Annotated in this window: 26 protein-coding genes; 8 read left to right on the top strand and 18 right to left on the bottom strand. The window is 70.1% G+C overall.

Features of this window, described 5'->3' with window-relative positions; all coding sequences use genetic code 11:
* Nucleotides 1–17: 17 nt before the first annotated feature.
* Genes O5O54_RS03770 through O5O54_RS03745 form a run of 6 tightly spaced genes read right to left on the bottom strand, consistent with a single transcriptional unit; the run spans nt 18 to nt 2,999 of the window.
* Nucleotides 18–299 (bottom strand): DUF1289 domain-containing protein, encoded by a 282-nt coding sequence (locus O5O54_RS03770; RefSeq protein ID WP_279479032.1) that lies wholly within the window; start codon nt 297–299, stop codon nt 18–20.
* Nucleotides 300–329: 30 nt separating this feature from the next.
* Nucleotides 330–623 (bottom strand): DUF1289 domain-containing protein, encoded by a 294-nt coding sequence (locus O5O54_RS03765; RefSeq protein WP_279479031.1) that lies wholly within the window; start codon nt 621–623, stop codon nt 330–332.
* 19 nt (nt 624–642) lie between these two features.
* Entirely contained in the window at nt 643–1,086 is a 444-nt protein-coding gene (locus O5O54_RS03760; RefSeq protein WP_279479030.1) for a DUF1178 family protein, read from the bottom strand.
* Nucleotides 1,083–1,943 (bottom strand): carbon-nitrogen hydrolase family protein, encoded by an 861-nt coding sequence (locus O5O54_RS03755; protein ID WP_279479029.1) that lies wholly within the window; start codon nt 1,941–1,943, stop codon nt 1,083–1,085. Before O5O54_RS03755 ends, O5O54_RS03760 begins: the two co-directional genes overlap by 4 nt.
* A 10-nt stretch (nt 1,944–1,953) precedes the next feature.
* The gene (grxC, locus tag O5O54_RS03750; protein WP_279479028.1) at nt 1,954–2,211 is read right to left on the bottom strand and encodes a glutaredoxin 3; all 258 of its coding nucleotides are present in this window, start codon (nt 2,209–2,211) and stop codon (nt 1,954–1,956) included.
* A gap of 38 nt (nt 2,212–2,249) precedes the next feature.
* Nucleotides 2,250–2,999 carry a ComF family protein gene (locus tag O5O54_RS03745; protein WP_279479027.1) on the bottom strand — a complete coding sequence of 250 codons (750 nt, stop codon included), beginning with the start codon at nt 2,997–2,999 and terminating at the stop codon, nt 2,250–2,252.
* Between the two features lie 104 nt (nt 3,000–3,103).
* On the opposite strand from O5O54_RS03745, the gene O5O54_RS03740 reads away from it, so the two are divergent.
* Complete coding sequence (locus tag O5O54_RS03740) at nt 3,104–3,976, top strand: methyltransferase domain-containing protein (RefSeq protein WP_279479026.1); 873 nt, start codon at nt 3,104–3,106, stop codon at nt 3,974–3,976.
* A gap of 4 nt (nt 3,977–3,980) precedes the next feature.
* Here O5O54_RS03740 and O5O54_RS03735 read toward each other — a convergent pair whose 3' ends face one another.
* The 6 genes from O5O54_RS03735 to O5O54_RS03710 form a co-directional block, all read right to left on the bottom strand.
* Nucleotides 3,981–4,151, bottom strand: coding sequence for a Flp family type IVb pilin (locus O5O54_RS03735; protein ID WP_279479025.1), 171 nt, complete (start codon nt 4,149–4,151; stop codon nt 3,981–3,983).
* Complete coding sequence (locus O5O54_RS03730; protein WP_279479024.1) at nt 4,148–4,423, bottom strand: hypothetical protein; 276 nt, start codon at nt 4,421–4,423, stop codon at nt 4,148–4,150. Before O5O54_RS03730 ends, O5O54_RS03735 begins: the two co-directional genes overlap by 4 nt.
* 118 nt (nt 4,424–4,541) lie before the next feature.
* Nucleotides 4,542–4,952: a (deoxy)nucleoside triphosphate pyrophosphohydrolase gene (locus tag O5O54_RS03725; protein WP_279479023.1), complete on the bottom strand. Its 411-nt coding sequence runs from the start codon at nt 4,950–4,952 to the stop codon at nt 4,542–4,544.
* A gap of 19 nt (nt 4,953–4,971) precedes the next feature.
* Entirely contained in the window at nt 4,972–5,760 is a 789-nt protein-coding gene (locus O5O54_RS03720; RefSeq protein WP_279479022.1) for a GNAT family N-acetyltransferase, read from the bottom strand.
* Entirely contained in the window at nt 5,741–6,973 is a 1,233-nt protein-coding gene (gene argJ, locus O5O54_RS03715) for a bifunctional glutamate N-acetyltransferase/amino-acid acetyltransferase ArgJ (protein ID WP_279479021.1), read from the bottom strand. Before argJ ends, O5O54_RS03720 begins: the two co-directional genes overlap by 20 nt.
* A 156-nt stretch (nt 6,974–7,129) precedes the next feature.
* Nucleotides 7,130–8,110 (bottom strand): peptidylprolyl isomerase, encoded by a 981-nt coding sequence (locus tag O5O54_RS03710; protein WP_279479020.1) that lies wholly within the window; start codon nt 8,108–8,110, stop codon nt 7,130–7,132.
* Nucleotides 8,111–8,418: 308 nt separating this feature from the next.
* Between O5O54_RS03710 and secA the strand changes: the two genes are divergently transcribed.
* A complete protein-coding gene (gene secA, locus O5O54_RS03705; RefSeq protein WP_279479019.1) occupies nt 8,419–11,151 on the top strand; it encodes a preprotein translocase subunit SecA in 2,733 nt (910 codons plus the stop codon).
* A gap of 82 nt (nt 11,152–11,233) precedes the next feature.
* Here secA and O5O54_RS03700 read toward each other — a convergent pair whose 3' ends face one another.
* The 4 genes from O5O54_RS03700 to O5O54_RS03685 form a co-directional block, all read right to left on the bottom strand.
* Nucleotides 11,234–12,268: a murein L,D-transpeptidase gene (locus tag O5O54_RS03700; protein ID WP_279479018.1), complete on the bottom strand. Its 1,035-nt coding sequence runs from the start codon at nt 12,266–12,268 to the stop codon at nt 11,234–11,236.
* Between the two features lie 266 nt (nt 12,269–12,534).
* Entirely contained in the window at nt 12,535–13,494 is a 960-nt protein-coding gene (locus O5O54_RS03695) for an acetyl-CoA carboxylase carboxyltransferase subunit alpha (protein ID WP_279479017.1), read from the bottom strand.
* 182 nt (nt 13,495–13,676) lie between these two features.
* Entirely contained in the window at nt 13,677–14,612 is a 936-nt protein-coding gene (locus tag O5O54_RS03690) for a site-specific tyrosine recombinase XerD (RefSeq protein ID WP_279479016.1), read from the bottom strand.
* Nucleotides 14,609–14,791, bottom strand: a complete 183-nt coding sequence (locus tag O5O54_RS03685; RefSeq protein WP_279479015.1) for a hypothetical protein — start codon at nt 14,789–14,791, stop codon at nt 14,609–14,611. Before O5O54_RS03685 ends, O5O54_RS03690 begins: the two co-directional genes overlap by 4 nt.
* A 196-nt stretch (nt 14,792–14,987) precedes the next feature.
* Between O5O54_RS03685 and O5O54_RS03680 the strand changes: the two genes are divergently transcribed.
* Both O5O54_RS03680 and aroB read left to right on the top strand, forming a co-directional pair.
* Entirely contained in the window at nt 14,988–15,572 is a 585-nt protein-coding gene (locus O5O54_RS03680) for a shikimate kinase (protein WP_407061657.1), read from the top strand.
* A complete protein-coding gene (gene aroB, locus O5O54_RS03675) occupies nt 15,569–16,696 on the top strand; it encodes a 3-dehydroquinate synthase (protein ID WP_279479014.1) in 1,128 nt (375 codons plus the stop codon). Before O5O54_RS03680 ends, aroB begins: the two co-directional genes overlap by 4 nt.
* Here aroB and O5O54_RS03670 read toward each other — a convergent pair.
* Together O5O54_RS03670 and O5O54_RS03665 are read right to left on the bottom strand one after the other, a co-directional pair.
* The gene (locus O5O54_RS03670; protein WP_279479013.1) at nt 16,693–17,397 is read right to left on the bottom strand and encodes a YoaK family protein; all 705 of its coding nucleotides are present in this window, start codon (nt 17,395–17,397) and stop codon (nt 16,693–16,695) included. The two genes, aroB and O5O54_RS03670, sit on opposite strands and share 4 nt — an antisense overlap.
* A gap of 4 nt (nt 17,398–17,401) precedes the next feature.
* Nucleotides 17,402–17,704, bottom strand: coding sequence for a BolA family transcriptional regulator (locus O5O54_RS03665; RefSeq protein WP_279479012.1), 303 nt, complete (start codon nt 17,702–17,704; stop codon nt 17,402–17,404).
* Between the two features lie 135 nt (nt 17,705–17,839).
* Here O5O54_RS03665 and O5O54_RS03660 point away from each other — a divergent pair, with 135 nt between their 5' ends.
* The 4 genes from O5O54_RS03660 to cobT all read left to right on the top strand — a co-directional run bounded on the left by O5O54_RS03660 (nt 17,840) and on the right by cobT (nt 21,918).
* A complete protein-coding gene (locus O5O54_RS03660) occupies nt 17,840–18,457 on the top strand; it encodes a J domain-containing protein (RefSeq protein WP_279479011.1) in 618 nt (205 codons plus the stop codon).
* A gap of 94 nt (nt 18,458–18,551) precedes the next feature.
* Complete coding sequence (cobS, locus tag O5O54_RS03655) at nt 18,552–19,538, top strand: cobaltochelatase subunit CobS (RefSeq protein WP_279479010.1); 987 nt, start codon at nt 18,552–18,554, stop codon at nt 19,536–19,538.
* Nucleotides 19,538–20,008 (top strand): hypothetical protein, encoded by a 471-nt coding sequence (locus O5O54_RS03650; RefSeq protein ID WP_279479009.1) that lies wholly within the window; start codon nt 19,538–19,540, stop codon nt 20,006–20,008. Before cobS ends, O5O54_RS03650 begins: the two co-directional genes overlap by 1 nt.
* 5 nt (nt 20,009–20,013) lie before the next feature.
* Entirely contained in the window at nt 20,014–21,918 is a 1,905-nt protein-coding gene (gene cobT, locus O5O54_RS03645) for a cobaltochelatase subunit CobT (RefSeq protein ID WP_279479008.1), read from the top strand.
* Nucleotide 21,919 lies beyond the last annotated feature (1 nt).

Genomic DNA, 21,919 nt, shown 5'->3' with positions numbered 1-21,919 from the left:
TTTTTTCGCTTCGGCCGTCAGACGTCGGCCTCCTCCTCGTCCAGCGGGCAGGGCACGCCCTCCTGCTGGCACTTGCGGCGATAGGCGATGGCCCAGAAGGCGGGGTTCTTGTGCTCGGCGCGAAGGCGCTGGAGCAGGGTCTCGAAGAATTCCTTCTTCCGCTCGGCGCTGCCGGAATGGGGGAAGGAATCCTTCTCCATCTTGGTCATCATGCAGCCGACGCAGCGCCCCGCGCGCTTGTACTTGCACACGTCGACGCAGGGGCTCGGGGCATCCGCCCAGGCTGGCGATACGCTCATGGAAAGGTCCTCGGCTCGGAGCCGTTCCAGTTAGGCAGCCTCCCGGGCCTTGTCGAGGCCGGCCTCCAGCTTGTCGAGCGGGCACGGGCGGCCCTTCCTCTCGCAGCGGCGCCGATACATCCGCGACCAGTAGGCATAACGGCCCGCCGCCTGGAGCCGCTCGCTGAGCATGACGAGGAAGGCGCGCCTCTCACCCTTGCCCTCCAGCCGCTTGAAGCGCTTCTTTTCCGGCTTGGTCATCCGGCAGCCGATGCATTGGCCCTCGATCTTGAACTTACAGACCGAGATGCAGGGGCTCGGCGCCTTGGCGAAGGTCTTGGCCATCAGGGGTCGTATCGTCCGTTCAGTTCTTGTCTTCGGGCAGCGGGGGGAGAGGCAGGGCGTGTATCCCCTCCTCCAGGAGGCCACGGACCTCCGGAGCGCTCGCCTCGCCGTAGATCGGCCGGCCCTCGGCCTCGCCGTAATGGATGCGTCGCGCTTCTTCCGCAAAGGCGCCGCCGACATAGGTGCCCTCGGAGCGCACCTTGCGCGCCATTTCCTGGAGCTGGCGGTAGAGCGCGGCCGCTTCGCCGGCGGGGGCGATCGTCACCGCCCCTCCCCGAACGGGGGCCGGCTCGGACGCGGCGGCGACGGCCGGGCTCATCAACGCCTTCTCGACCGCGTGCCCGTCGCAGACGGGACAGGCGAGCAGCCCCTTCGCCCCTTGCGCGTCGAAGTCGGCGGAGGAGCGGAACCAGCCGTCGAAGCGGTGGCTGCACCCCCGGCACGTCAGCGCATAGCGGATCATGCTCGCTCGGGCGCGCGCACGGCCGGTGCGTCGAACGGGCGGCGGTTCTTGAGGTTCGGGATCTTGGCCCGGACGCTCGCGACCATCTCCGTGTCGATCGTGGCCACGGCCACGCCCGGCTCGTCGCCCCTCACCTCGGCGATCATGCGGCCCCAGGGGTCGCAGATCAGCGAATGGCCGAAGGTCTCGCGCCCGTCCTCGTGGCGCCCGCCCTGGGCGGCCGCGATCATGAAACAGTTGTTCTCGATCGCGCGGGCACGCAGGAGGACATGCCAATGCGCCTCGCCGGTCTGGCGGGTGAAGGCGGCCGGGGCGGTGAGCACTTCGGCGCCGGCCAGCGCCTGCGCGCGGAAGAGTTCGGGAAAGCGCATGTCGTAGCAGACGGCGAAGCCGATCCGCGCCGTCCCGTCCTCGAAGGCGACGTCGGCGAGGCCGGAGCGCGTGCCGGGCACGTAGGTCGCCGATTCACGCCAGCTCTCGCCGCCGTCGAGATCGACGTCGAACATGTGGATCTTGTCGTAGGTCTCGATCGTCTCGCCGTCCGGCCCGAACAGGAAGGCGCGGTTGGCCGCCATGCCGCCTTCGGCCGCGATGGCGGTGGAGCCGAGATGGAGCACCAACCCGTGACGCTTGGCGAGAACGCGGGCGGCGGCCACCACCGGGTCGCTCTCGGCTGGCTTCAGATGGGCGCGGAACAGCGCGCGGTCGCGGGCGAGCATCCCCGTCATTTCCGGCGTCTGCACATAGGACGCGCCGAGGCGGGCCGCCTCGGCCACGAGCGCCTCCATGGCCTCGATGTTGGCGGCCGGGTCCTGGCCGGAGCGCATCTGCACGACGGCGGCTCGAAACGTCGTCATCGGCCCGCCCTCAAGCCGCCAGCAGCGGGTCGAGCTCGCCCGCCCGGTCCAGCGCGTAGAGGTCGTCGCAGCCGCCGACATGGCGCTCGCCGATGAAGATCTGCGGGAACGTCGAGCTTCCCGGCGCGCGGCGCAACATCTCCTGGCGGAAGGACGGGTCGACGGTCGCGTCCTTCTCCTCGAAGGCGACGCCCTTGCGATTCAGGAGATCCTTGGCGCGGGCGCAGTAGCCGCAGAACTGCCGTGTGTAGATGGTGACGGGGGGCATGGGCGTCCTCGGATTGGGAGCGGTGCGCTGATATGCGGTCATCCCGCGCCCGCCGCAACCCTCGCGAAGACGAGGACGCTGACCTCGGCCGCGCCCGCCCGCTTCAGGGCGCGCGTCGCCGCCGAAACGGTGGCGCCCGTGGTGAAGACGTCGTCCACCAGAAGGACATGGCGCCCGACCACCTCGCCCTCGCGGCCCGCTGCCACGGCGAAGGCGCCGCGTACGTTCCGCAGCCGCTCGTCGGGGCCGAGCCCGACCTGGCTGCGCGTGGCGCGCAAGCGCCTCAGGCAGAGCGGCGCGTAGGCGATCCGTTCGGCCCGCGCGAGCGCCCGCGCCAGCTCGGCCGACTGGTTGAACTTGCGTGCGAGCAGGCGCCGGGAGTGGAGCGGCACCGGCACGACGACGTCGCACTCCTCGATCACCTCGCGCCCGGCCCGGCGCATCCAGCCCGCCATGAGCGGAACGAGATCGGCGCGGTCGGCGTATTTCAGGGACGCCACCATGCGCGCGGCCAGCGCCTCGTAGACCAGGGCCGCCCGCAGGCGCTTGAACACCGGCGGGTCGGCGATCGCCTCCGCCGACAGGAAGCCGCGCCCGAGGTCGTAGGAGAAGGGAAGCCCGAGCACCTCGCAATAGGGGCGCTCGATGAAGCGCAAGGAGCGCCAGCAGCCGGCGCAGACGGCCGGGGCCTCGGCCAGCGCGCCGCCGCAGCCGGCGCAGACGGGCGGATAGAGGAACCGGCCGACCGGTCCTGCGAACCGCGCGAGGCTGCGCCTGACGAACTCCATCTCCCGCCTCCCCGGGCGCCGCTCGGCGCTTTCCTTCCGCTCCGCCCGACGATACTCCCCTCGGAGGCCGCCACAAGCCCCGCCTGACGAACCGGAGAGTGCCCATGACCGCCAACGCCCCCTTCGACCGCGCTCTCATCGACCGGCGGCGGCTCCGGGCCTTCGACCGCTCCCCGCCCGGCGCCGCGTTTCTTCTCGATGCCGTTTCCGCCGAACTCGCCGAGCGCCTGTCTCTGGTGCAGCGGCGCTTTGCGGTCGGCGTCGAACTGGCGGGCCACACCGGGGCGCTGGCGGTGCAGATCGCGGCGAGCGGCCAAGTGGAGCGCCTCGTGCGGATCGAGCGCGACGCGCGCCTTCTGGGCGCCGGCGGGGGCATCGTGGCCGACGAGGAAGCGCTTCCTCTTCGCGACGAGAGCGTCGATCTCGTCCTCTCGCCGCTGTCGCTGCACCTGACGAACGACACGCCGGGGGTCCTCGTCCAGATCCGGCGGGCGCTGCGAGGCGACGGGCTGTTCCTGGCGGCGCTGCTCGGCGGCGAGACCTTGAACGAGCTGCGCGCCGCCCTGCTCGCGGCCGAGGCCGAGCTCACCGGGGGCGCGAGCCCGCGCGTCGCGCCCTTCGCGGACCTGCGCGAGGCGGGCGGCCTTCTCCAGCGCGCCGGCTTCGCGCTGCCGGTGATCGACCAGGACCGGCTGACCGTGCGCTACGGATCGATGTTCGAGCTGATGCGCGACATCCGGGACATGGGCATGGGGAACATGCTGCACGCCCGGCTGCGGCGCCCCGCGGGCCGCCGCCTGTTCTTCCGGGCGGCCGAACTCTACGCCGAGCGCTTCGCCGACCCGGACGGGCGCCTGCGCGCCACCTTCGACGTGATCTACCTGTCGGGCTGGAAGCCGCACGAGAGCCAGCAGAAGCCGCTGAAGCCGGGCAGCGCAACCCACAGCCTGGCGGAAGCCCTGCGGCCGAAGGGCTGAGCCCCTACTTGCTGATGATGTCGCCGATCCGCTCCATCACGACCTGGAACGAGCCGCCGACGCTCGACGTCGTGCCGCTGAGCCCGGCCAGAATCGCGATGCCGATCAGAGCCCCGATCAGGCCGTATTCGATGGCGGTCGAGGCGCTTCGGTCGAACAGGAACCGGCGGATCATCGGCAGATTCCTCCAAGAGGTCCGTCGGCCGGCCGCTGGCATCCGCCGACCGGCGAAGCCCCGAGGGCGAAGGTGAAGCGGGAGGGGGAGACCGAGCCGGTGGTCATCGTGTCGATGCCTTCGGCTCCGTTGGCGGCCACGAGGCGCTCGCCCGCCCGCGGCGCGATGCCGAAGGCGATGGCAGCGGCCAGCGGTCCGACCAGAAGCGTCGCGCGCAGGAGCGCTCCGGCGGTCCCGGCCCTCCTCGGCGATCGATTGGCTTTGCTGCGCATGCGATCCGGCTCCGGTCCCATCCCGCGCGCCGAGCGTGCGGACGTGGAGGGGATCATGAGGCCCCTACGTAAAAAGCCCTTTAAGCGACATGCTTAACGGACGGGGCGTCCCCGGATTTCAGGCGAGGAGGTCGGTCAGGAAGGGGATCAGCGGCAGGTCGGCCGGCGGCATCGGGTAATCGCGCAGGGCGGAGGCGCGCACCCATTTCAAGGCCTGCCCCTCCAGGGAGCGGGGAATGCCCTCGAAGCGCCGGCAGACGTAGAGCGGCATCAGGAGGTGGAAGCCGTCATAGGTGTGGCTGGCGAAGGTGAGCGGCGCGAGGCAGTCGGCCTTGGTCTCGACGCCGATCTCCTCGCGCAGCTCGCGGATCAGTGTTTCCTCAGGCGTCTCGCCCGCCTCGACCTTGCCGCCCGGAAACTCCCAGAGCCCCGCCAGCGACTTGCCAGGCGGGCGCTGGGTCAGGAGGATGCGGTTGTCGGCGTCGAGCAGCGCGCAGGCCGCGACGAGAAGGAGGCGTGGCGTCGGCATGGATCGCGCTCCGCTTGGGTCAGACGATGACGCCCGGCGGGGCGCGGTAGACGTAGCGATAGGCTTCCGAAAAGCCGAGGCGGGCGTAGAGCGCGCGGCCGGCCGCGTTGTCGGCCTCCACCTGCAGCCAGCCGGTGCGCGCGCCCTTGTGGGCGGTGTGGCGGAGCGCCGTGGCCACGAGGTCGATGCCGATGCCCTGGCGCCGCACGGCCGGGTCGACCGCCACGTCGAGAATGCCCGCAAGGTCGTTGTCGGAAATCGCGAGCGCGACGGCGATCGGCGCCCCCTCGTCGGTTTCGCGCACGAAGAAGGCGGCGGGCGGCCGGATGGAGGCCAGCACCGCTTCCAGCCCCTCGCGCAAGGCGGGCGGGCGGCGATGGACGGCGAGCGAGGCTTCCAGATAGCGGCGCGCGTCCTGCAGCGGGATGCGGTCGATCGCGTCCGCAAGGTCCAGCGAGGCGAGATCGGCGGTGTAGACGATGGATTCGCCGAAGCGCGACCATCCGGCTTCGTCGAGATGGCGCACCAGCGCCGGCGGGGCGAGCGGCGACTGGCGGAAGACCAGCGGGCGGCCGACCGCCCGGAAGCGTTCCCCCGCCCGTTCGATCCGCGCCTCGATGTCGGCGTCGTCGGCGGGGTCGAGCGGGTTGACCGAGTTCAGGCGCTTGGCCGGAAAGCTTTCCGTCACCCGCACGGCCCAGGTGCCGTCGTAATAGGTGGAACTGGCCGGCCAGGCGCGGAAGCCCGCCGCCTCCAGCCGGCGGACGACCGTCAGGCGCGGCACCCGCTCAGCTCCGGTAATCGCCATTGATCGCGACGTATTCCTTGGTGAGGTCGCAGGTATAGACCGTCCAGCGCCCTTGGCCCAGGCCGAGCTGGACGCCGATCCGGATCTCGTCCTCCCTCATGGCGGCCGAGGCCTCGGCTTCCGAATAGGCCGGGTCGCGCTCGCCGTCGACGGCCACGCGCACGGTGCCGAAGGAGATGGCGAGGCGGTCGCGCTCGGCCGGCTCGCCCGCCTTGCCGACGGCCATGACGACGCGGCCCCAGTTGGCGTCCTCGCCCGCCACCGCCGTCTTGACCAGCGGCGAGTTGGCGATGGACAGCGCGATGCGCTTGGCGGAGGCGTCGCTGACCGCGCCCTCGACGGTCACGATGATCTCCTTGCGCGCGCCCTCGCCGTCGCGCGCGACCTGCCGGGCGAGGTCGAGGAGCATGTCGGCGAGCGCCTGCCGGAACGGGCCGAGCCGGGTGTCGGACGCGTCGGTCACCGCCGCGTTGCCGGCCGCGCCCGTGGCGAAGAGGAGCAGCGTGTCGGAGGTGGAGGTGTCCGAATCCACCGTGACGGAGTTGAAGGTCGGGCCGACGGCTTCGGCAAGGAGCGTCTGGAGCACGGCCGGCTCGATCGCCGCGTCCGTGGCCAGAAACGAGAGCATGGTCGCCATGTCCGGCGCGATCATGCCGGCGCCCTTGGCGATGCCGTTGAGGCGCACCGCCGTCTCGCCGAGCGAAACCTCGCGCGTGGCGACCTTGGGATAGGTGTCCGTCGTCATGATGGCGTCGGCGGCCTCGCGCCAGCGCGCGCCCTCGCCGCCCGAGAAGAGGCCGGCCAGGAGCGGCGTGATCTTGGCCGCGTCCAGCGGCTCGCCGATCACGCCGGTGGAGGCGAGAAACACTTCCGACGGCGCGCAGCCGACGGCCTCGGCCGCCGCCTTTGCCGTCGCGTCGGTTGTGGCGACGCCTTTTCGGCCGGTGAAGGCGTTGGCGTTGCCGGAATTGACCACCAGCGCGCGGGCTCGCCCGCCCTTCAGCGCCACGCGGCAATGGTCCACGGGCGCCGAAGGGCAGCGCGAGGTGGTCAGCACGCCCGCGACGCTGGTGCCCTCCCGGAAGGTCATGGTCAGGACGTCGGTGCGCCCCTTGTACTTGATGCCGGCGGCGCCCGTGGCGATGGACACGCCCGCGACGGCCGGCATGTCGGGCATGGAGCGGGGGGCGAGCGGGGAAACGGGATGGGACATGGCGCGGCCCTTCACGGCGGGGTCTCGGATTCGCTCCCCCTGTGCCTCAACCGGCGCCCGAGCGGCAAGCGACATTTGCGCGACGATGGCGGCCCGACACGAAAAGGGCGCCGGATCGGCTCCGACGCCCATTTCCCGATGCGATGGACGATGGTCTTACTGGGCGGGAGCCGGGGCCGGCGCGGCCTCGGTCTCGGCCGCGTCGGCGGCGGCCTCCGGGTCCTCGCCCCCGCCGGACATGGCCTTTTCCATGGTCTCGACCTGCGCCTTCAGCGCGGGATCCTCGTAGGTCACGTCGGATTCGCCGCGCGCGGCCTGGACCAGCTCGACATACTTCTCGCGCATCACGACCTGGCGCACCTGGTCGGCCACCTGCTCGAAGGCCGGCGGCTGCTGCGGGCGCTTCTCCAAGACCTTGATGACGTGCCAACCGAACTGGGTCTGGATCGGCTCCTTGGTGTAGGTACCGGGCTCGAGCGCATAGGCCGCCGTCTCGAAGGCCGGCACCATCTGGCCGGGGCCGAAGAAGCCGAGGTCGCCGCCCTGCGGGCCGGTCGGGCCGGTGGACTTCTCGGCGGCCAGCGCGTCGAAGTCCTTGCCGCCGTCGAGTTCCTTGATCGCGGCCTCGGCCTCTTCCTTGGTGGGCACGAGGATATGCTTGGCGTGCACCTCCTCGACCGGCTTCATCGCGGCCACTTCCCTGTCGTAGCGCGCGCGCACCTCGGCGTCGGTGATGGCGGCGATGCCGTGCTTCTCGAAATAGGCGTTGTGAAGCGCGCGCTCGCGCAGGAAGGCGATGCGGCGGGCCGTCTCGGGATCGTCGCCGAGCTTCTCGGCCTCGCCCTTGGCGGCGAGCGCCTTGATGTCGATCAGGGCCGCGAGGGTGGCGAGCCGCCGCTGGTCGGGCGGCAGCTGGGCGAACTGGGTGCCGAGATCGGCGCCGGCGGCCTGGAGGTCGCCCTCGGTGATCGGCGAGCCGCCGACCGTGACCAGCACCGTCTCCGGCGCGACCGGCGCGGGGGCGGCGGCGGGCGCCGGCGCGGCCGGGGCGGCGGCGTCCTGCGCATGGGCGCTGCCGGCCAGCGCGGCAAGCACGAGACCGGAGGTGGCGAGCGCCAGGCGGAGCGAAGTGAGCATGAAGCGGAAGCCTTCCCGTCAACGACAAAACAAGGGCGACATGCCGGGTGCGGGTCGCCCGGCGGCGGGGATGCGCGGATCGCTCCCGCCCATCGCAAAGAGCCGACTTTGCGGTGTTTTGAGGGCCGGACGCGCGCATGGGAGGCGGCGTTGACTTCCTCCGGAGGCCCTCTTATCTCTCCCACGTTCTGAAAGTCCAGCCGCCGCGTGTCCTCTCGCGTTGAGCCGGATCGGCGACGATCCCCGGCGGTGGACGAGCGAGGCGCCCCGCGCCCGCGACAATCTCGTTTCCTGGAAGGACGTTTTGGATGGTGAGTTTCGGCGGTCTGGCCCGCAAGCTGCTGGGGTCCTCCAACTCGCGCCGGGTCCGCAAGTTCGAGCCTATGGTCAAGGCGATCAACGCGCTGGAGGCCGAGCTCTCGCAGCTTTCCGACGACCAGCTCCGCGCCCGCACCGCCGAGTTCCGCGCCCAGCTCGCCGCCGGCAAGACCACGGACGACCTTCTGGTTCCCGCCTTCGCGACGGTAAGAGAGGCCTCCAAGCGCGCGCTCGGCCTTCGCCACTTCGACGTGCAGATGATCGGCGGCATGGTGCTGGCGGGCGGCGCCATCGCGGAGATGCGCACCGGCGAGGGCAAGACGCTGGTCGGCACCCTGCCGGTCTACCTCAAGGCGCTGGAGGGCAAGGGCGTCCACGTCGTCACCGTGAACGACTACCTCGCCACGCGCGATAGCGGCCAGATGGGCCGGGTCTACAACTTCCTCGGCCTGTCGGTCGGCGTCATCGTCCACGGCATGAACGACGACGAGCGCCGCGCGGCCTATGCCTGCGACATCACCTACGCCACCAACAACGAGCTCGGCTTCGACTACCTCCGCGACAACATGAAGTACGAGCGCGGCCAGATGGTCCAGCGCGGCCACTTCTATGCCCTCGTCGACGAGGTGGACTCGATCCTGATCGACGAGGCTCGCACGCCGCTCATCATTTCCGGGCCGCTGGACGACCGCTCCGACCTCTACCGCACGATCGACAGCTTCATCCCGCAGCTCGTCGCCGAGGACTACGAGGTCGACGAGAAGCAGCGCCAGGTCTCCTTCACCGAAGACGGCACGGAGAAGCTCGAGCGCATGCTGGAGGCGGCCGGCCACCTGCACGGCCCTTCGCTCTACGACATCGAGAACGTCACCATCGTTCACCACGTGAACAACGCCTTGAAGGCCCACAAGCTCTTCCAGCGCGACAAGGACTACATCGTCCGGGGCGACGAGATCGTCATCATCGACGAGTTCACCGGCCGCATGATGCCGGGCCGCCGCTTCTCCGAAGGCCTGCACCAGGCGCTGGAGGCCAAGGAAGGTGTCACGGTCCAGCCCGAGAACCAGACGCTCGCCTCCATCACCTTCCAGAACTACTTCCGCATGTACAACCGCCTCGCCGGCATGACCGGCACGGCGGCGACGGAAGCGGCCGAGTTCGCCGACATCTACGGGCTCGACGTCGTGGAAATCCCGACCAACCTGCCCGTGATCCGGCAGGACGAGGACGACGAGGTCTACCGGACGGCCGAGGAGAAGTTCCGCGCCATCGCCAAGGAGATCAAGGCGGCGGCCGAGCGGCGGCAGCCGATCCTGGTCGGCACGACCTCGATCGAGAAGTCCGAGATGCTGGCCGAGCGTCTGCGCGGCGAGGGCCTCAAGGACTTCCAGGTCCTGAACGCGCGCTACCACGAGCAGGAAGCCTATATCGTGGCGCAGGCCGGCGTTCCCGGCGCCGTGACGCTCGCCACCAACATGGCCGGCCGCGGCACCGACATCCAGCTGGGCGGCAATCTCGACATGCGCATCGAGCGCGAGCTCGCCGAGATGCCCGAAGGCCCCGAGCGCGAGGCGGCGATCACCGCGCTGAAGGCGGACATCCAGCGCCTCAAGGGCGAGGCGCTCGCCGCCGGCGGCCTCTACGTGCTGGCCACCGAGCGCCACGAATCGCGCCGCATCGACAACCAGCTTCGCGGCCGCTCGGGCCGCCAGGGCGATCCCGGCCGCTCCAAGTTCTACCTGTCGCTCCAGGACGACCTGATGCGCATCTTCGGGTCCGAGCGCATGGACACGATGCTGACGCGTCTCGGGCTCAAGGAGGACGAGGCCATTGTCCATCCCTGGATCAACAAGGCCCTGGAGAAGGCGCAGAAGAAGGTCGAGGCGCGCAACTTCGACATCCGCAAGAACCTCCTGAAATACGACGACGTGATGAACGACCAGCGCAAGGTCATCTTCGAGCAGCGGCTCGAACTGATGGACGCGGGGTCGCTCGCCGAGACCGTCGCCGACATGCGCCACGAGCTGATCGAGACGCTGGTCGCCAAGCGCATGCCGGAGAACGCCTATCCCGAGCAGTGGGAGACGGCCGAACTCACGGAGGAGATCCGCGAGTTCCTGAACCTCGACCTGCCCATCGCCGCCTGGGCGGACGAGGAGGGCATCGACGATCAGGACGTCAAGAAGCGCATCTTCGAGGCGGTGGACAAGGCCGCCGCCGACCGCGAGGAGCGCTTCGGCGGCGACATCATGCGCTATATCGAGCGCTCCGTCGTGCTGCAGACGATCGACGCCCTGTGGCGCGAGCACCTCGTCAACCTCGACCACCTGCGCTCGGCCGTCGGCTTCCGCGGCTATGCGCAGCGCGACCCCTTGAACGAGTACAAGTCCGAGGCCTTCGAGCTCTTCCAGGTGATGCTGGACCAGCTGCGCGAGCGCGTCACGCAGCAGCTCATGCGCGTCGAGCTGGTGCGCCCCGAGACCGACGAGCCGGTGCTGCCCGAGATGCAGCCGCACCATATCGACGCCACCACGGGCGAGGACGAGTTCGGCCGGGGCGCGGCGCGCCTTACCGCCGACTTCAACCCGCCCGGCGCGGACCGTCTCCAGCGCGACCCCGAGCGGCCGGAAACCTGGGGCGAGGTGGCACGCAACGAGCCCTGCCCCTGCGGCTCCGGCAAGAAGTTCAAGCACTGCCACGGCGCCTACGCGCAGTTCGCCTGAGGCGGGCACGCGAGGGAAAGCAAGAAGGGCCGGTCGCCGCGAGGCGACCGGCCCTTTCACGTTGAACGGACCTTCGCGGTGATCAGTCGGCACCGCCCGGCAGGGCCGGCTTCTTCTGCAGGAGGTTCTTGAACATCGAGGAGCGCGCGGTCTGGAGCGGCCGGCCGTCGCGGTCGTAGCCCTCGCGGCGGTGCTGCTCGGCGGCATAGGCCTCGGCGGAGATCGGCGTGCCGGTTTTGTAGGTGGACGACACGGTGACGGCGAAGTCCTCCGGCGCCATGGTGGCCGCGATCTTTTTCTGCAGCTCTTCGTCGGCCATGCGCTTGGCGAGAAGCTCGGCCGGCGTCTGCACCGCCGGGCACTGGCCGTTGGCGTCGAGCTTGCGCCCGTCCGTCAGCGTCTCGTCGAAGACGTAACGCTTCTCGCAGACGGCAACGGCCACCGGCTTGTGCGTGAGGTCGAAACGGTCGGTGCCCTCCTTCAGCATCTTCCAGAAGGCGACATGCGGCGAGTTCTGGTGCCGCGCCATGTTCTGGGGCGTCATGCGGAAGGGCAGCGCCTGGATCTGGATGGAGGTCTGGCCGCCCTGGAAGGCGTGGCGGGCGAGCGCGTAGAGCTCCTCCATCTGCCAGTTGTCCATGGCGTAGCAACCCGACGAGTTGCAGGAGCCGTGGATCATCAGATGGGTGCCGGAGGCCTCGTTCGCCCGGTCGTAGGCGTTGGGATAGCCCATGTCGAAGGCGAGGTGGTAGTTCGAGGTCGGGTTCAACTGGCCGGGCGTCAGGTGGTAGAAGCCTTCGGGCGCCTGGCGGTCGCCCTCCTTGCGCTTGGGGCCGAGCTGGCCGGACCAGGCGCAGATCGGATAGGTCTTGAGGAGCGCGAAACTGCCGTCGGTCGTCTGCTTCCAGACCTCGAGCTCCGACTCCTCCTTGTAGATGCGCACCAGGATGGGCGAGTTCTCGCCCATGTCCTTGGACCGGATGACCTTCATGAGCGCGGGCGGCAGCGGGGCGTTGGGGCCGACGAGGTCCGCGAAGACGTCGTCCTGCTGGCACCCCGACAGGGCCATGAGACCGAGCGCCAGAAACGCCATCGTCCCAAGACGTCGTGCCGTCATTCCAGATCCCCACGATGCGGACCGGCAGGTCTGCTGCCCGGCCCTCGAACCGATCCCTTCGCGCCCGGACCCGCAAGGCGCAGGTCGGGACGGTACCCCTCTTTTCGGACCGGGACGGTTACCGGAAGATTAACGACCGGGCGGGAAATGTCCGAAAATTCTTTCCCCTCCGGCAAGGCCTCGAAGAGACCCGCCGAGGCTTCCATATCGCCGATCGAAGACCGTTTGAAGGCAAAGCTCGCGTGACGGCTCCGGATCGGACGGATTCAGACCTTGAGATCGCGCCCGATGGAGAGGAACTTCTCGCGGCGCTGGCGCTTCAGTTCGTCGCCGGACAGGGCGGAGAGTTCGTCGAGCGCCGCCTCGATCCGCTCGCCCGCCGTCTCGATCGCCCGCTCGCGCCCGCGATGAGCGCCGCCCGTCGGCTCGGGCACGATCTCGTCGATCACGCCGAATCCCTTCAGGTCCTGCGCGGTGATCTTCATCGCCTGGGCGACGTCCTTGGCGCGGCTCGAATCGCGCCACAGGATGGAGGCGCCCGCTTCCGGCGAGATCACCGAATAGATCGCGTGCTCCATCATCAGGACGCGGTTGGCCGCCGCGATCGCGATGGCGCCGCCCGAGCCCCCCTCGCCGATGATCAGGGAGACCAGCGGCACCGACAGGCCGAGGCAGACCTGCGTCGAGCGGGCGATGGCCTCGGCCTGGCCGCGCTCCTCAGCGCCGATGCCGGGATAGGCGCCGGCCGTATCCACCAGCGTCACCACGGGCAGCGCGAAGCGCTCGGCCATCTCCATGATGCGCACGGCCTTGCGGTAGCCTTCGGGGCGCGCCATGCCGAAATTGTGCTTGAGCCGGGTCTGGGTGTCGGACCCCTTCTCCTGCCCGATCACCGCGACCGGCCGCCCCTTGAAGCGCCCGAAGCCGGCGATGATCGCATGGTCCTCGGCGAAGTAGCGGTCGCCCGCGAGCGGCGTGAAGTCGGTGACGAGGGCGGACAGGTAGTCCACGCAGTGCGGACGGTCGGGGTGGCGGGCGACCTGCGTCTTCTGCCAAGGCGTCAGCTTGCGGTAGAGGTCGGCCAGCGCTTCCGCGGAGCGGGTCTCCAGGCGCTGGATGTCCTCCGAGACGTCGATGCGCCCCTCGGTGTCGCCGATCTTCTTGAGTTCGATGATCTGGCTGTCGAGATCGGCGACGGGCTTTTCGAAGTCGAGATAGTTGTGCATCCAGCCGGGCCTTGCGCCGTCCTGTGGCGGTTCGGGAGGCGGCGCCTTGCGCCCGCCGGCCCGAACGGCCGGCCGGCTGGCTCGGCCGCACGCCGAACCTTGGGGTTCGCGTCGGCGCGCAAACTGGCGATCCGCCTTGCGAATGTCAAGAAAGGCGGGCGAATGTCCGGAAGCGCGGCATCTCAGTCGGCGCCGCCCGACAGGGGATGGTGATCGGTGACCAGAGCCAGGAGCCGTTCCTCCAGGACATGGGTGTAGATCTGCGTGGTGCCGATGTCGGCGTGGCCGAGGAGCTCCTGCACGACGCGAAGGTCGGCACCGTTCTGGAGGAGGTGGCTGGCAAACGCGTGGCGCAGGACATGCGGGCTCACCCGCGACGGGGGAATACCCGCCCGGATCGCCAGATCCTTCAGGTCGCGGGCGAAGGCCTGGCGAGTCATGTGGCCGCTTTCCGAAAGCGCCGGGAAGAGCCAGGCGTCGCTCGGGCCGGCCAGGTCCTTGAGCGAGGCGGCAAGCAAGTCCATCGCGTCGCGCGCACGCTCGCCGATCGGCACCATGCGCTCCTTGTCGCCCTTGCCCCGCACCACGATCAGGCGCCCGCGCGAGCGCAGCACCGAGCGTGGCAGGGAGACCAGCTCGGACACGCGCAGGCCCGTCGCGTAGAGGATCTCGACCAGCGCATGCATCCGGCGCGCCCGCGCGAGCGGCGCGCCCCGCAGCTCCGGATTCCCGGCCGAGGCCTCCGCCTCGCCGATCAGCCGGTCGACCTCGGCCTCCGACAGGATCTTGGGTATCGCCCGCTGCTTGCGCGACCCTTCGATCGGCGAGGTCGGATCGTCCGGCCGCATCCCCTCGGCGTAAAGGAACTTGAAGAACTGGCGCAGTGACGACAGGCGCCGCTGGCGCGAGGAGGCGGCGAACCCCGTCGCGTCGAGATCGGCCATATAGGCCCGGACGGCTTCGGTGGTGGCCGCCGAAAGCGAGGAGCCGGCCGCCTTCAGCGCGCCGCGCGCGTGGCCGAGGTCGCGGCGATAGGCGTCGAGCGTGTTGGCGGAGGCGCCCCGCTCCACCGCCATCATCTCCAGGAAGGCGTCGATGGAGGCGTCGTCCCGACTCATGGGGCGACGCCCGTCTGCGTGTTGGGCGCGACGGGAGCCGGCTGCAGGGCCGGGATCGGAACCTTCACCGTGGCCGGCACGGGCACCGGCTCCACGAAGGCCACCAGCGCCGCCATCGTCGCGTAGACCGCGCCGACGAACAGCGCGAGAATGGTCAGGAGGCGCGTCAGGGTGGGCATCGGGCGGCACGGCTTTCGATCGATGGACGGGGCGGACACTAGAGGCTGAGGCGGGCGAGCGACAGTGCCCGCATGCCTCAATGGAGGGCGAACGAGGCGGGGCCGGGGCAGCCGTACGCCGGGAGTCTCGCTTGACGGCACAGGGCTTTTCTGGTCTCACGCGGGCCGATTGTGCCCCTTCTTGCCGCCCGAGCCGATGATCGAGACCTCCGGGGCCATGCCCGTCCCCTCCCCGTCCGTGCCGAGCGCCGCCCTGCGGCCCGTCGTGCTCGTCGGGCTGATGGGCGCCGGCAAGACCACGGTCGGGCGCAAGCTCGCCCAGATGCTCGACCTGCCCTTCGTCGACACGGACCACGAGATCGAGGACGCCTCGCGGATGACGATCGCGGACCTCTTCGCCACCTATGGCGAGGCCGAGTTCCGCGCGTTGGAGGCCCGCGTCGTCGCGCGCCTTCTGGACGACGGCCCCCGCGTCATCGCCACCGGCGGCGGCGCCTTCATGAACGCCGGCACGCGCAAGCTCCTGGCCGAGCGCGCCGTCACGGTCTGGCTGAAGGCCGAGCTCGACGTCCTGATGGAGCGCGTCTCCAAGAAGCCGACGCGCCCGCTGCTCCAGACGCCCGATCCGCGCGCGACGCTGAAGGCCCTGATGGACGTGCGCTATCCCGTCTATGCCGAGGCCGACTTGCACGTGCAGACGCGCAACGTGAAGCGCGAGGCGGTGGCCAAGGAGATCCTCGACCAGCTCGAACGCCATCCCCTGTTCAAGGCGCAAGGATGACCGAGACGCACACTCCCCACCAGTCCGTGCGCGTGGATCTCGGTTCGCGCAGCTACGATATCCTGATCGGGCCGGGCCTGATCGAGGCCGCCGGGCGGCACATCGCCGCCGCCCTGCCGAAGGCGCGCGTCCTCGTCGTCTCCGACGAGACGGTGGCCGGGCTCCATGCCGACCGCCTCCTCGCCTCGCTGGCGGCGGCCGGCGTCGATACCTCGCTCCTGACGCTGCCGCCCGGCGAGACGACGAAATCCTTCGACCACCTGATCGCGGTCGTGGACCGCATCCTCGAAGAACGCCTGGAGCGCGGCGACGCGGTGGTGGCGCTCGGCGGCGGCGTGATCGGCGATCTTTCCGGGTTCGCCGCCGGCATCGCGCGGCGCGGCATGCGCTTCGTGCAGGTGCCGACCTCCTTGCTGGCGCAGGTCGATAGTTCCGTCGGCGGCAAGACGGGCATCAATTCCCCCCGCGGCAAGAACCTCGTCGGCGTGTTCCACCAGCCGGCGCTGGTCCTCGCCGACACGGACGTCCTCGACACCCTGTCGGAGCGCGAGTTCCGCGCCGGCTACGCCGAGGTCGTGAAATACGGCCTGATCGACCGGCCGGACTTCTTCGCGTGGCTGGAGGCGAACCGGGCGGCGATCTTCGCCGGCGGCCCGGCGCGGGTCGAGGCGGTGGCCGAGAGCTGCCGCGCCAAGGCGGCCGTCGTCGCCGGCGACGAGCGCGAGGACGGCGACCGGGCGCTCCTGAACCTCGGCCATACGTTCGGCCACGCGCTGGAATCGGTCGCCCGCTACGACCCCGCCCGCCTCGTCCATGGCGAAGGCGTCTCGATCGGCATGGCGCTGGCGCATCGCTTCTCGGTGAAGCTGGGGCTCTGCCCCGGCCAGGATGCCGGCCGCGCCGAGGCGCATCTCAAGGCAGCGGGCCTGCCGACGCGCATCCAGGAAGTTCCCGGCGAGGGCTTCACGCTGGACGCGCTGATGGACAGGATCGCCCAGGACAAGAAGGTGTCGCGCGGGAGCCTGACCTTCATCCTAACGCGCGGGCTCGGCCAGGCCTTCGTCGCGCGCGACGTCTCGCCCGACGCCTTGCGCGGCTTCCTGACGGACGAACTCTCGGCCTAGGCCGCGGCTTTGGTCGCCCGCCGGTACGGTCGGCGCGCGAGATAGGTCCGGCGCCAACGGTCGGGGATCGCGAGCGCCAGGACGGCCAGAAGGGCGCAGGCGAGGGTCGAGGCGAGGATCGCCCCATGGCCGAAGGCGCCCACCAGCGCGCCGCCGCTCGTCGCGCCGGCCGCCATGCCGAGCCAGGGCACGCACTGCACCCACCAGCCGGGCGAGGCTTCGCCGAGGATCAGCCGGCCGAGCCCGCGCCCGAAGCGCGACAGGGCGCCCGTGACGTAGGTGAGGCCGAGCGCCTGGCCCCCCACCTCCTCCAGCGTCCCGTTGATCGCGCCCATGGCCAGGACCAGGAGGACGATCGCCGGCCCGCCCTGGCCCAAGGCCGCCGACAGGCCGGTGAGCGCACAGACCGCGGCGAGCAGCACCGGCTGGCTGCCGCGCGCGGCGCGCATCAGGAGGACGCCAAGCGCGTTGCCGCAGACGAAGGCGAGAAGGAGCGCCAGGAGATGGCCGGCGCGCGCGAGGTCGCCCGAGCCGGCCGCGATGCCGAGGCGCGTCGTGTTGCCGCTCATGAAGGAGACGAAGTCGCCGGCGAGGAGGAAGCCGATCGCGTCCGTCAGCCCGGCCGTGAAGGACAGGGCGGAGGCGAACAGGAGCCCCACGGCGATCCGCGCCCGCGCGCGGCGACGCACGCGGCGGCGCACGGGGTCAGAACCGCGTCGGCTCGCCGGGCGCGGCGGCCTCGATGGCCAGCGCGTGGACGCCGGTCGCCAGTTCCTCGGCCAGGAGCGCGTTGACCGCGCGGTGGCGATCGAGCCGGCTCTTGCCGGCAAAGGCCGCCGAGACGACGCGCACCCGGAAATGCGTCTCGCCGGTTCCGTCGAAGGCGCCGTGATGGCCGCTGCCCTCGTGGTGGTGGCCGGCATGGAGATGGCTCTCGTTGACCACCTCCAGACGCTCGGGAACCAAGCCTCGCGTCAGCTTCGCCTCGATCTCGGCCGCCTTGGTCATGATGTCGCCCCGTCCGTCTGTGAACCCTCGCGCCCCGCGCCGGTTTGGGCGCGTCGCCGGCTCTCCGTTTTGGGCGGGTTTTCCGTTCTGTCAATTCTTGTTCGCAACGGGCCCGGCCCCCATAATCGCAGTCTGATGAAGCTCGACTCCAAATACTTCGACAAGATCCGCGTCCGCCCCGCCCGCTCGGGGCCGGAGCCGGAGCGCGCGCCCGTCTGCATGTGGGAAGGCTGCGAGGAGCCGGGCTCGCACAAGGCCCCGCGTGGGCGCGACCACGAGGGCCAGTATTTCCACTTCTGCGTCGATCATGTGCGCCTCTACAACAAGTCCTACAACTACTTTTCCGGGCTCGGCGACGACGACATCCAGAAGTATCTCAAGGACTCGCTGACCGGCCACCGGCCGACCTGGACCATGGGCTCCAACAATTCGGGCGGGGCCATGCCCTCCTCGAAACCGAGCGGGCGCCCGCGCCGCTGGAACGGGGCGCGACCGCGCGACAGCTTCAACCTGTTCGGCGACGGCGAGGCGGTCGCCGCGGCACCGCGCCGCAAGGCGAGGACGCTGGAGGTCAAGGCGCTGACGACGCTCGGCCTTGCCGAGACCGCCGGCGGCGAGGCGATCCGCGTGCGCTACAAGGCGCTGGTCAAGCAGTATCACCCGGACGCCAACGGCGGCGACCGCGGCTCGGAGGACCGGCTTCGCGAGGTCATCCAGGCCTACAAGCTTTTGAAGGCGTCGGGCTTCTGTTAAGGCCTGATTCCGGGCCTGATCGACACGCGCCGGCGGCCGAAGCGACATGCAAGACAATGGCCTGCCGGAACGCGGCAGCGCCCCTGGAGGTATGATGAGTGCAGCGGAACTGGAAGTGGCGAACCTTCCCGACGCCATGGTCTCCGTCCGCGAAACCTTCGGTTTCGACAGCGACCTGAAGGTCCCGGCCTTTTCCCGGACCGAAGCCCACGTCCCCGAGATCGACCCGGACTACCTGTTCGACCGGCAGACGACGCTCGCGATCCTGGCGGGCTTCGCCAAGAACCGCCGCGTCATGGTGTCGGGCTACCACGGCACGGGCAAATCGACCCATATCGAGCAGGTCGCCGCCCGCCTCAACTGGCCCTGCGTGCGCGTCAACCTCGACAGCCACGTGTCCCGCATCGACCTCGTCGGCAAGGACGCGATCACCGTGCAGGACGGGCGGCAGGTCACCGAGTTCCGCGACGGCATACTGCCCTGGGCCTACCAGAACAACGTCGCCCTCGTCTTCGACGAGTACGACGCGGGCCGGCCGGACGTGATGTTCGTGATCCAGCGCGTGCTGGAATCGTCGGGCCGCCTGACGCTGCTCGACCAGGCGCGCGTGATCCGCCCGCACCCGGCCTTCCGCCTCTTCGCCACCGCCAACACGGTGGGCCTCGGCGACACGACGGGCCTCTACCACGGCACGCAGCAGATCAACCAGGCGCAGATGGACCGCTGGTCCATCGTCACCACGCTGAACTACCTGCCGCACGACAACGAGGTCGGCATCGTCCAGGCCAAGGCCAAGCACTTCCAGACCAAGGAAGGCCGCGCCCAGGTCTCCAAGATGGTGCGCGTCGCCGACCTCACGCGCTCGGCCTTCGTCAACGGCGACCTCTCGACCGTGATGAGCCCGCGCACGGTGATCACCTGGGCCGAGAACGCCGAGATCTTCGGCGATATCGGCTTCGCCTTCCGCCTCACCTTCCTCAACAAGTGCGACGATCTCGAGCGGCCGCTGGTCGCCGAGTTCTACCAGCGCGCCTTCGGCGAGGACCTGCCGGAGGCGGCGTCGAACCTCGTGCTCGACTGATGCCGACCCGCCGGGCCTTCCTCCTTGCCGCAGCGGCACTCGCCTGCCTTGCGTCTCCTGCGTCTGCAACGCAGGACCGCATCCTTCGCGTCGAGGGGGCGCTCGGCGCCAAGACCTATCCCGGGCTCGAGGCCTTACTGTCGAATTCGGTCGACACGATCGTCGGCCTCGATATCCGCGCCGACCAGGCCGAGAAGGGGATCAGCGTCTCGACGGAAGGCGACCGCTTCATCGCCTATCTCACGGGCCAGGGCTCGGACACGCAGATCGTGGCGGACGGCGGCTTCGGCTTCCGGCAAGGTGCCGTGACGCTGGAGGGCTTCTTCTCCGTCAAGTACGCCGGCATGAACCAAGGCATCGTGACCCTGTTCCTGGAACGCCAGCCGGACGCCAGCGTGCGTCTGTCCGCTGCGCCGGTGAAGTCCATCCCCATCGACCGCCTGGACTCCAGGATCCGCAAGCAGGATTAGCACTCGTGGCCCGTATCGGCGACAACTCGACAAAGGCCCCACGCGGCAAGGCACCCGACCGCGAGCCGTTCCGGCGGGCCGTCGCCGGCTGCATGCGTGCCATCGCCGGGGATGCCGAGCTCGAGATCACCTACGGCAACGAGCGGCCGGGACTGACGGGCAACCGCGCCCGCCTGCCGGAGCTGCCCAAGCGCGCGGGCGAGAACGACGTGTCGGTGGTGCGCGGCCTGTCGGACGCCATGGCGCTTCGCAAGGCGCGCCACGACGCGCGCGTCCACGCGACGCTCTCGCCGGACGGGCGCGGCGCGCGCGCCGTGTTCGACGCGCTGGAGCAGGCGCGCTGCGAGGCGATCGGCGCCAACGCCATGCCGGGCGTCGCCGACAATCTGGCCGCCATGCTGGAGGACAAGTACCACCGCTCCAACCTCTCGGAGGTCACCGACCGGGCCGAGGCGCCGCTGGAGGACGCCCTCGCGCTCCTCGTGCGCGAGAAGCTCACCGGCCGCCCGGTGCCGCCGAGCGGCCAGGCACTGGTCGACGTCTGGCGCGACTGGATCGAGGACAAGGCGGGTCAGAAGTTCCAGCGGTTGGGTGAGACCGTCGAGGACCAGCGCCTCTTCGCGCGCGCCATCCGCGACATGCTGGTTTCCATGGAGATGGCGGAGGAGCTCGCCGACGAGAGCCAGTCCGAGGACGAGGAATCCCCGGAGGAGGCCGGCGACAATCAGACCCGCGACAACGAGGATTCGGGCGCCGAGAAGGAAGCCGGCCAGGACGAGGCCGAGCCGCAGGAATCCGAGGGCGAGGCGGAATCGACCGACATGTCGGAGGCCGAGACCTCGGAGGTGACGGCCGAGGAGCCCTCCGACGAGGAGGAGCCCGACTCGGAGACACCCGGGGATTCGCGCCGGCCCAACCAAGCCATGCCGCGCGACCTCGGCGACACGGACTACCGCGTCTTCTCCGAAACCTTCGACGAGACGGTGGGGGCGGAGGAGCTTTGCGACGAGGCCGAGCTCGACCGCCTGCGTGCCTTTCTCGACAAGCAGCTCGTCTCGCTTCAGGGCGCCGTCGGGCGCCTCGCCAACCGTTTGCAGCGCCGCCTGATGGCGCAGCAGAACCGGGCCTGGGACTTCGACCTCGAGGAGGGCTATCTCGACACGGCCCGTCTGACGCGCCTCGTCACCGACCCGATGCAGCCGCTCTCCTTCAAGATGGAGCGCGACACCCAGTTCCGCGACACGATCGTGACGCTGCTGATCGACAATTCCGGCTCGATGCGGGGCCGGCCGATCACGGTGGCGGCCACCTGCGCCGACATCCTCGCGCGCACGCTGGAGCGCTGCGGCGTCAAGGTCGAGGTTCTCGGCTTCACGACGCGCGCCTGGAAGGGCGGCCAGTCGCGAGAGGCCTGGCTGAAGGCCGGCAAGCCGCAGCGGCCGGGCCGGCTCAACGACATCCGGCACATCGTCTACAAGGGCGCCGACGCCCCCTGGCGGCGCGCCCGGCGCAATCTCGGGCTGATGATGCGCGAAGGGCTTCTCAAGGAGAACATCGACGGCGAGGCGCTGATCTGGGCGCACAACCGCCTGCTCGGCCGCCCCGAGCAGCGGCGCATCCTGATGATGATCTCCGACGGCGCGCCGGTGGACGATTCGACGCTTTCGGTGAACCCCGGCAACTATCTCGAGCGCCACCTGCGCGCGGTGATCGAGGAGATCGAGACGCGCTCGCCGGTGGAACTGCTCGCCATCGGCATCGGCCACGACGTGACGCGCTACTATCGCCGCGCCGTGACCATTTCCGACGCGGAGGAACTGGCGGGCGCCATGACCGAGCAGCTCGCCGCCCTCTTCGAGGACGAGGGCGAAATGCCCGTCCGCCGTCGTCGCGTCGCCGGGCGGCGCTGAG

Origin of the sequence: Aureimonas sp. SK2 (genome assembly GCF_029813115.1) — a bacterium.
In the GTDB taxonomy this organism is placed as follows: domain Bacteria; phylum Pseudomonadota; class Alphaproteobacteria; order Rhizobiales; family Rhizobiaceae; genus Aureimonas.
The sequence above is the reverse complement of the archived record's forward strand: the minus strand, read 5'-3'. Positions and strand labels throughout refer to the sequence as shown.

Excerpts from the sequence above, each read along its gene's own strand:
- argJ (WP_279479021.1), bottom strand. The coding sequence starts at position 6,973 with ATGTCCCATCCCGTTTCCCCGCTCGCCCCCCGCTCCATGCCCGACATG.
- O5O54_RS03710 (WP_279479020.1), bottom strand. The coding sequence starts at position 8,110 with ATGCTCACTTCGCTCCGCCTGGCGCTCGCCACCTCCGGTCTCGTGCTT.
- O5O54_RS03740 (WP_279479026.1), top strand. The coding sequence starts at position 3,104 with ATGACCGCCAACGCCCCCTTCGACCGCGCTCTCATCGACCGGCGGCGG.
- O5O54_RS03765 (WP_279479031.1), bottom strand. The coding sequence starts at position 623 with ATGGCCAAGACCTTCGCCAAGGCGCCGAGCCCCTGCATCTCGGTCTGT.
- O5O54_RS03720 (WP_279479022.1), bottom strand. The coding sequence starts at position 5,760 with ATGGCGATTACCGGAGCTGAGCGGGTGCCGCGCCTGACGGTCGTCCGC.
- grxC (WP_279479028.1), bottom strand. The coding sequence starts at position 2,211 with ATGCCCCCCGTCACCATCTACACACGGCAGTTCTGCGGCTACTGCGCC.
- O5O54_RS03760 (WP_279479030.1), bottom strand. The coding sequence starts at position 1,086 with ATGATCCGCTATGCGCTGACGTGCCGGGGGTGCAGCCACCGCTTCGAC.
- O5O54_RS03770 (WP_279479032.1), bottom strand. The coding sequence starts at position 299 with ATGAGCGTATCGCCAGCCTGGGCGGATGCCCCGAGCCCCTGCGTCGAC.
- O5O54_RS03650 (WP_279479009.1), top strand. The coding sequence starts at position 19,538 with ATGCCGACCCGCCGGGCCTTCCTCCTTGCCGCAGCGGCACTCGCCTGC.
- aroB (WP_279479014.1), top strand. The coding sequence starts at position 15,569 with ATGACCGAGACGCACACTCCCCACCAGTCCGTGCGCGTGGATCTCGGT.
- O5O54_RS03680 (WP_407061657.1), top strand. The coding sequence starts at position 14,988 with ATGATCGAGACCTCCGGGGCCATGCCCGTCCCCTCCCCGTCCGTGCCG.
- O5O54_RS03735 (WP_279479025.1), bottom strand. The coding sequence starts at position 4,151 with ATGATCCGCCGGTTCCTGTTCGACCGAAGCGCCTCGACCGCCATCGAA.
- O5O54_RS03730 (WP_279479024.1), bottom strand. The coding sequence starts at position 4,423 with ATGCGCAGCAAAGCCAATCGATCGCCGAGGAGGGCCGGGACCGCCGGA.
- O5O54_RS03700 (WP_279479018.1), bottom strand. The coding sequence starts at position 12,268 with ATGACGGCACGACGTCTTGGGACGATGGCGTTTCTGGCGCTCGGTCTC.
- O5O54_RS03755 (WP_279479029.1), bottom strand. The coding sequence starts at position 1,943 with ATGACGACGTTTCGAGCCGCCGTCGTGCAGATGCGCTCCGGCCAGGAC.
- O5O54_RS03690 (WP_279479016.1), bottom strand. The coding sequence starts at position 14,612 with ATGAGTCGGGACGACGCCTCCATCGACGCCTTCCTGGAGATGATGGCG.
- O5O54_RS03685 (WP_279479015.1), bottom strand. The coding sequence starts at position 14,791 with ATGCCCACCCTGACGCGCCTCCTGACCATTCTCGCGCTGTTCGTCGGC.
- O5O54_RS03695 (WP_279479017.1), bottom strand. The coding sequence starts at position 13,494 with ATGCACAACTATCTCGACTTCGAAAAGCCCGTCGCCGATCTCGACAGC.
- O5O54_RS03745 (WP_279479027.1), bottom strand. The coding sequence starts at position 2,999 with ATGGAGTTCGTCAGGCGCAGCCTCGCGCGGTTCGCAGGACCGGTCGGC.
- secA (WP_279479019.1), top strand. The coding sequence starts at position 8,419 with ATGGTGAGTTTCGGCGGTCTGGCCCGCAAGCTGCTGGGGTCCTCCAAC.
- O5O54_RS03725 (WP_279479023.1), bottom strand. The coding sequence starts at position 4,952 with ATGCCGACGCCACGCCTCCTTCTCGTCGCGGCCTGCGCGCTGCTCGAC.
- cobS (WP_279479010.1), top strand. The coding sequence starts at position 18,552 with ATGAGTGCAGCGGAACTGGAAGTGGCGAACCTTCCCGACGCCATGGTC.
- O5O54_RS03660 (WP_279479011.1), top strand. The coding sequence starts at position 17,840 with ATGAAGCTCGACTCCAAATACTTCGACAAGATCCGCGTCCGCCCCGCC.
- O5O54_RS03665 (WP_279479012.1), bottom strand. The coding sequence starts at position 17,704 with ATGACCAAGGCGGCCGAGATCGAGGCGAAGCTGACGCGAGGCTTGGTT.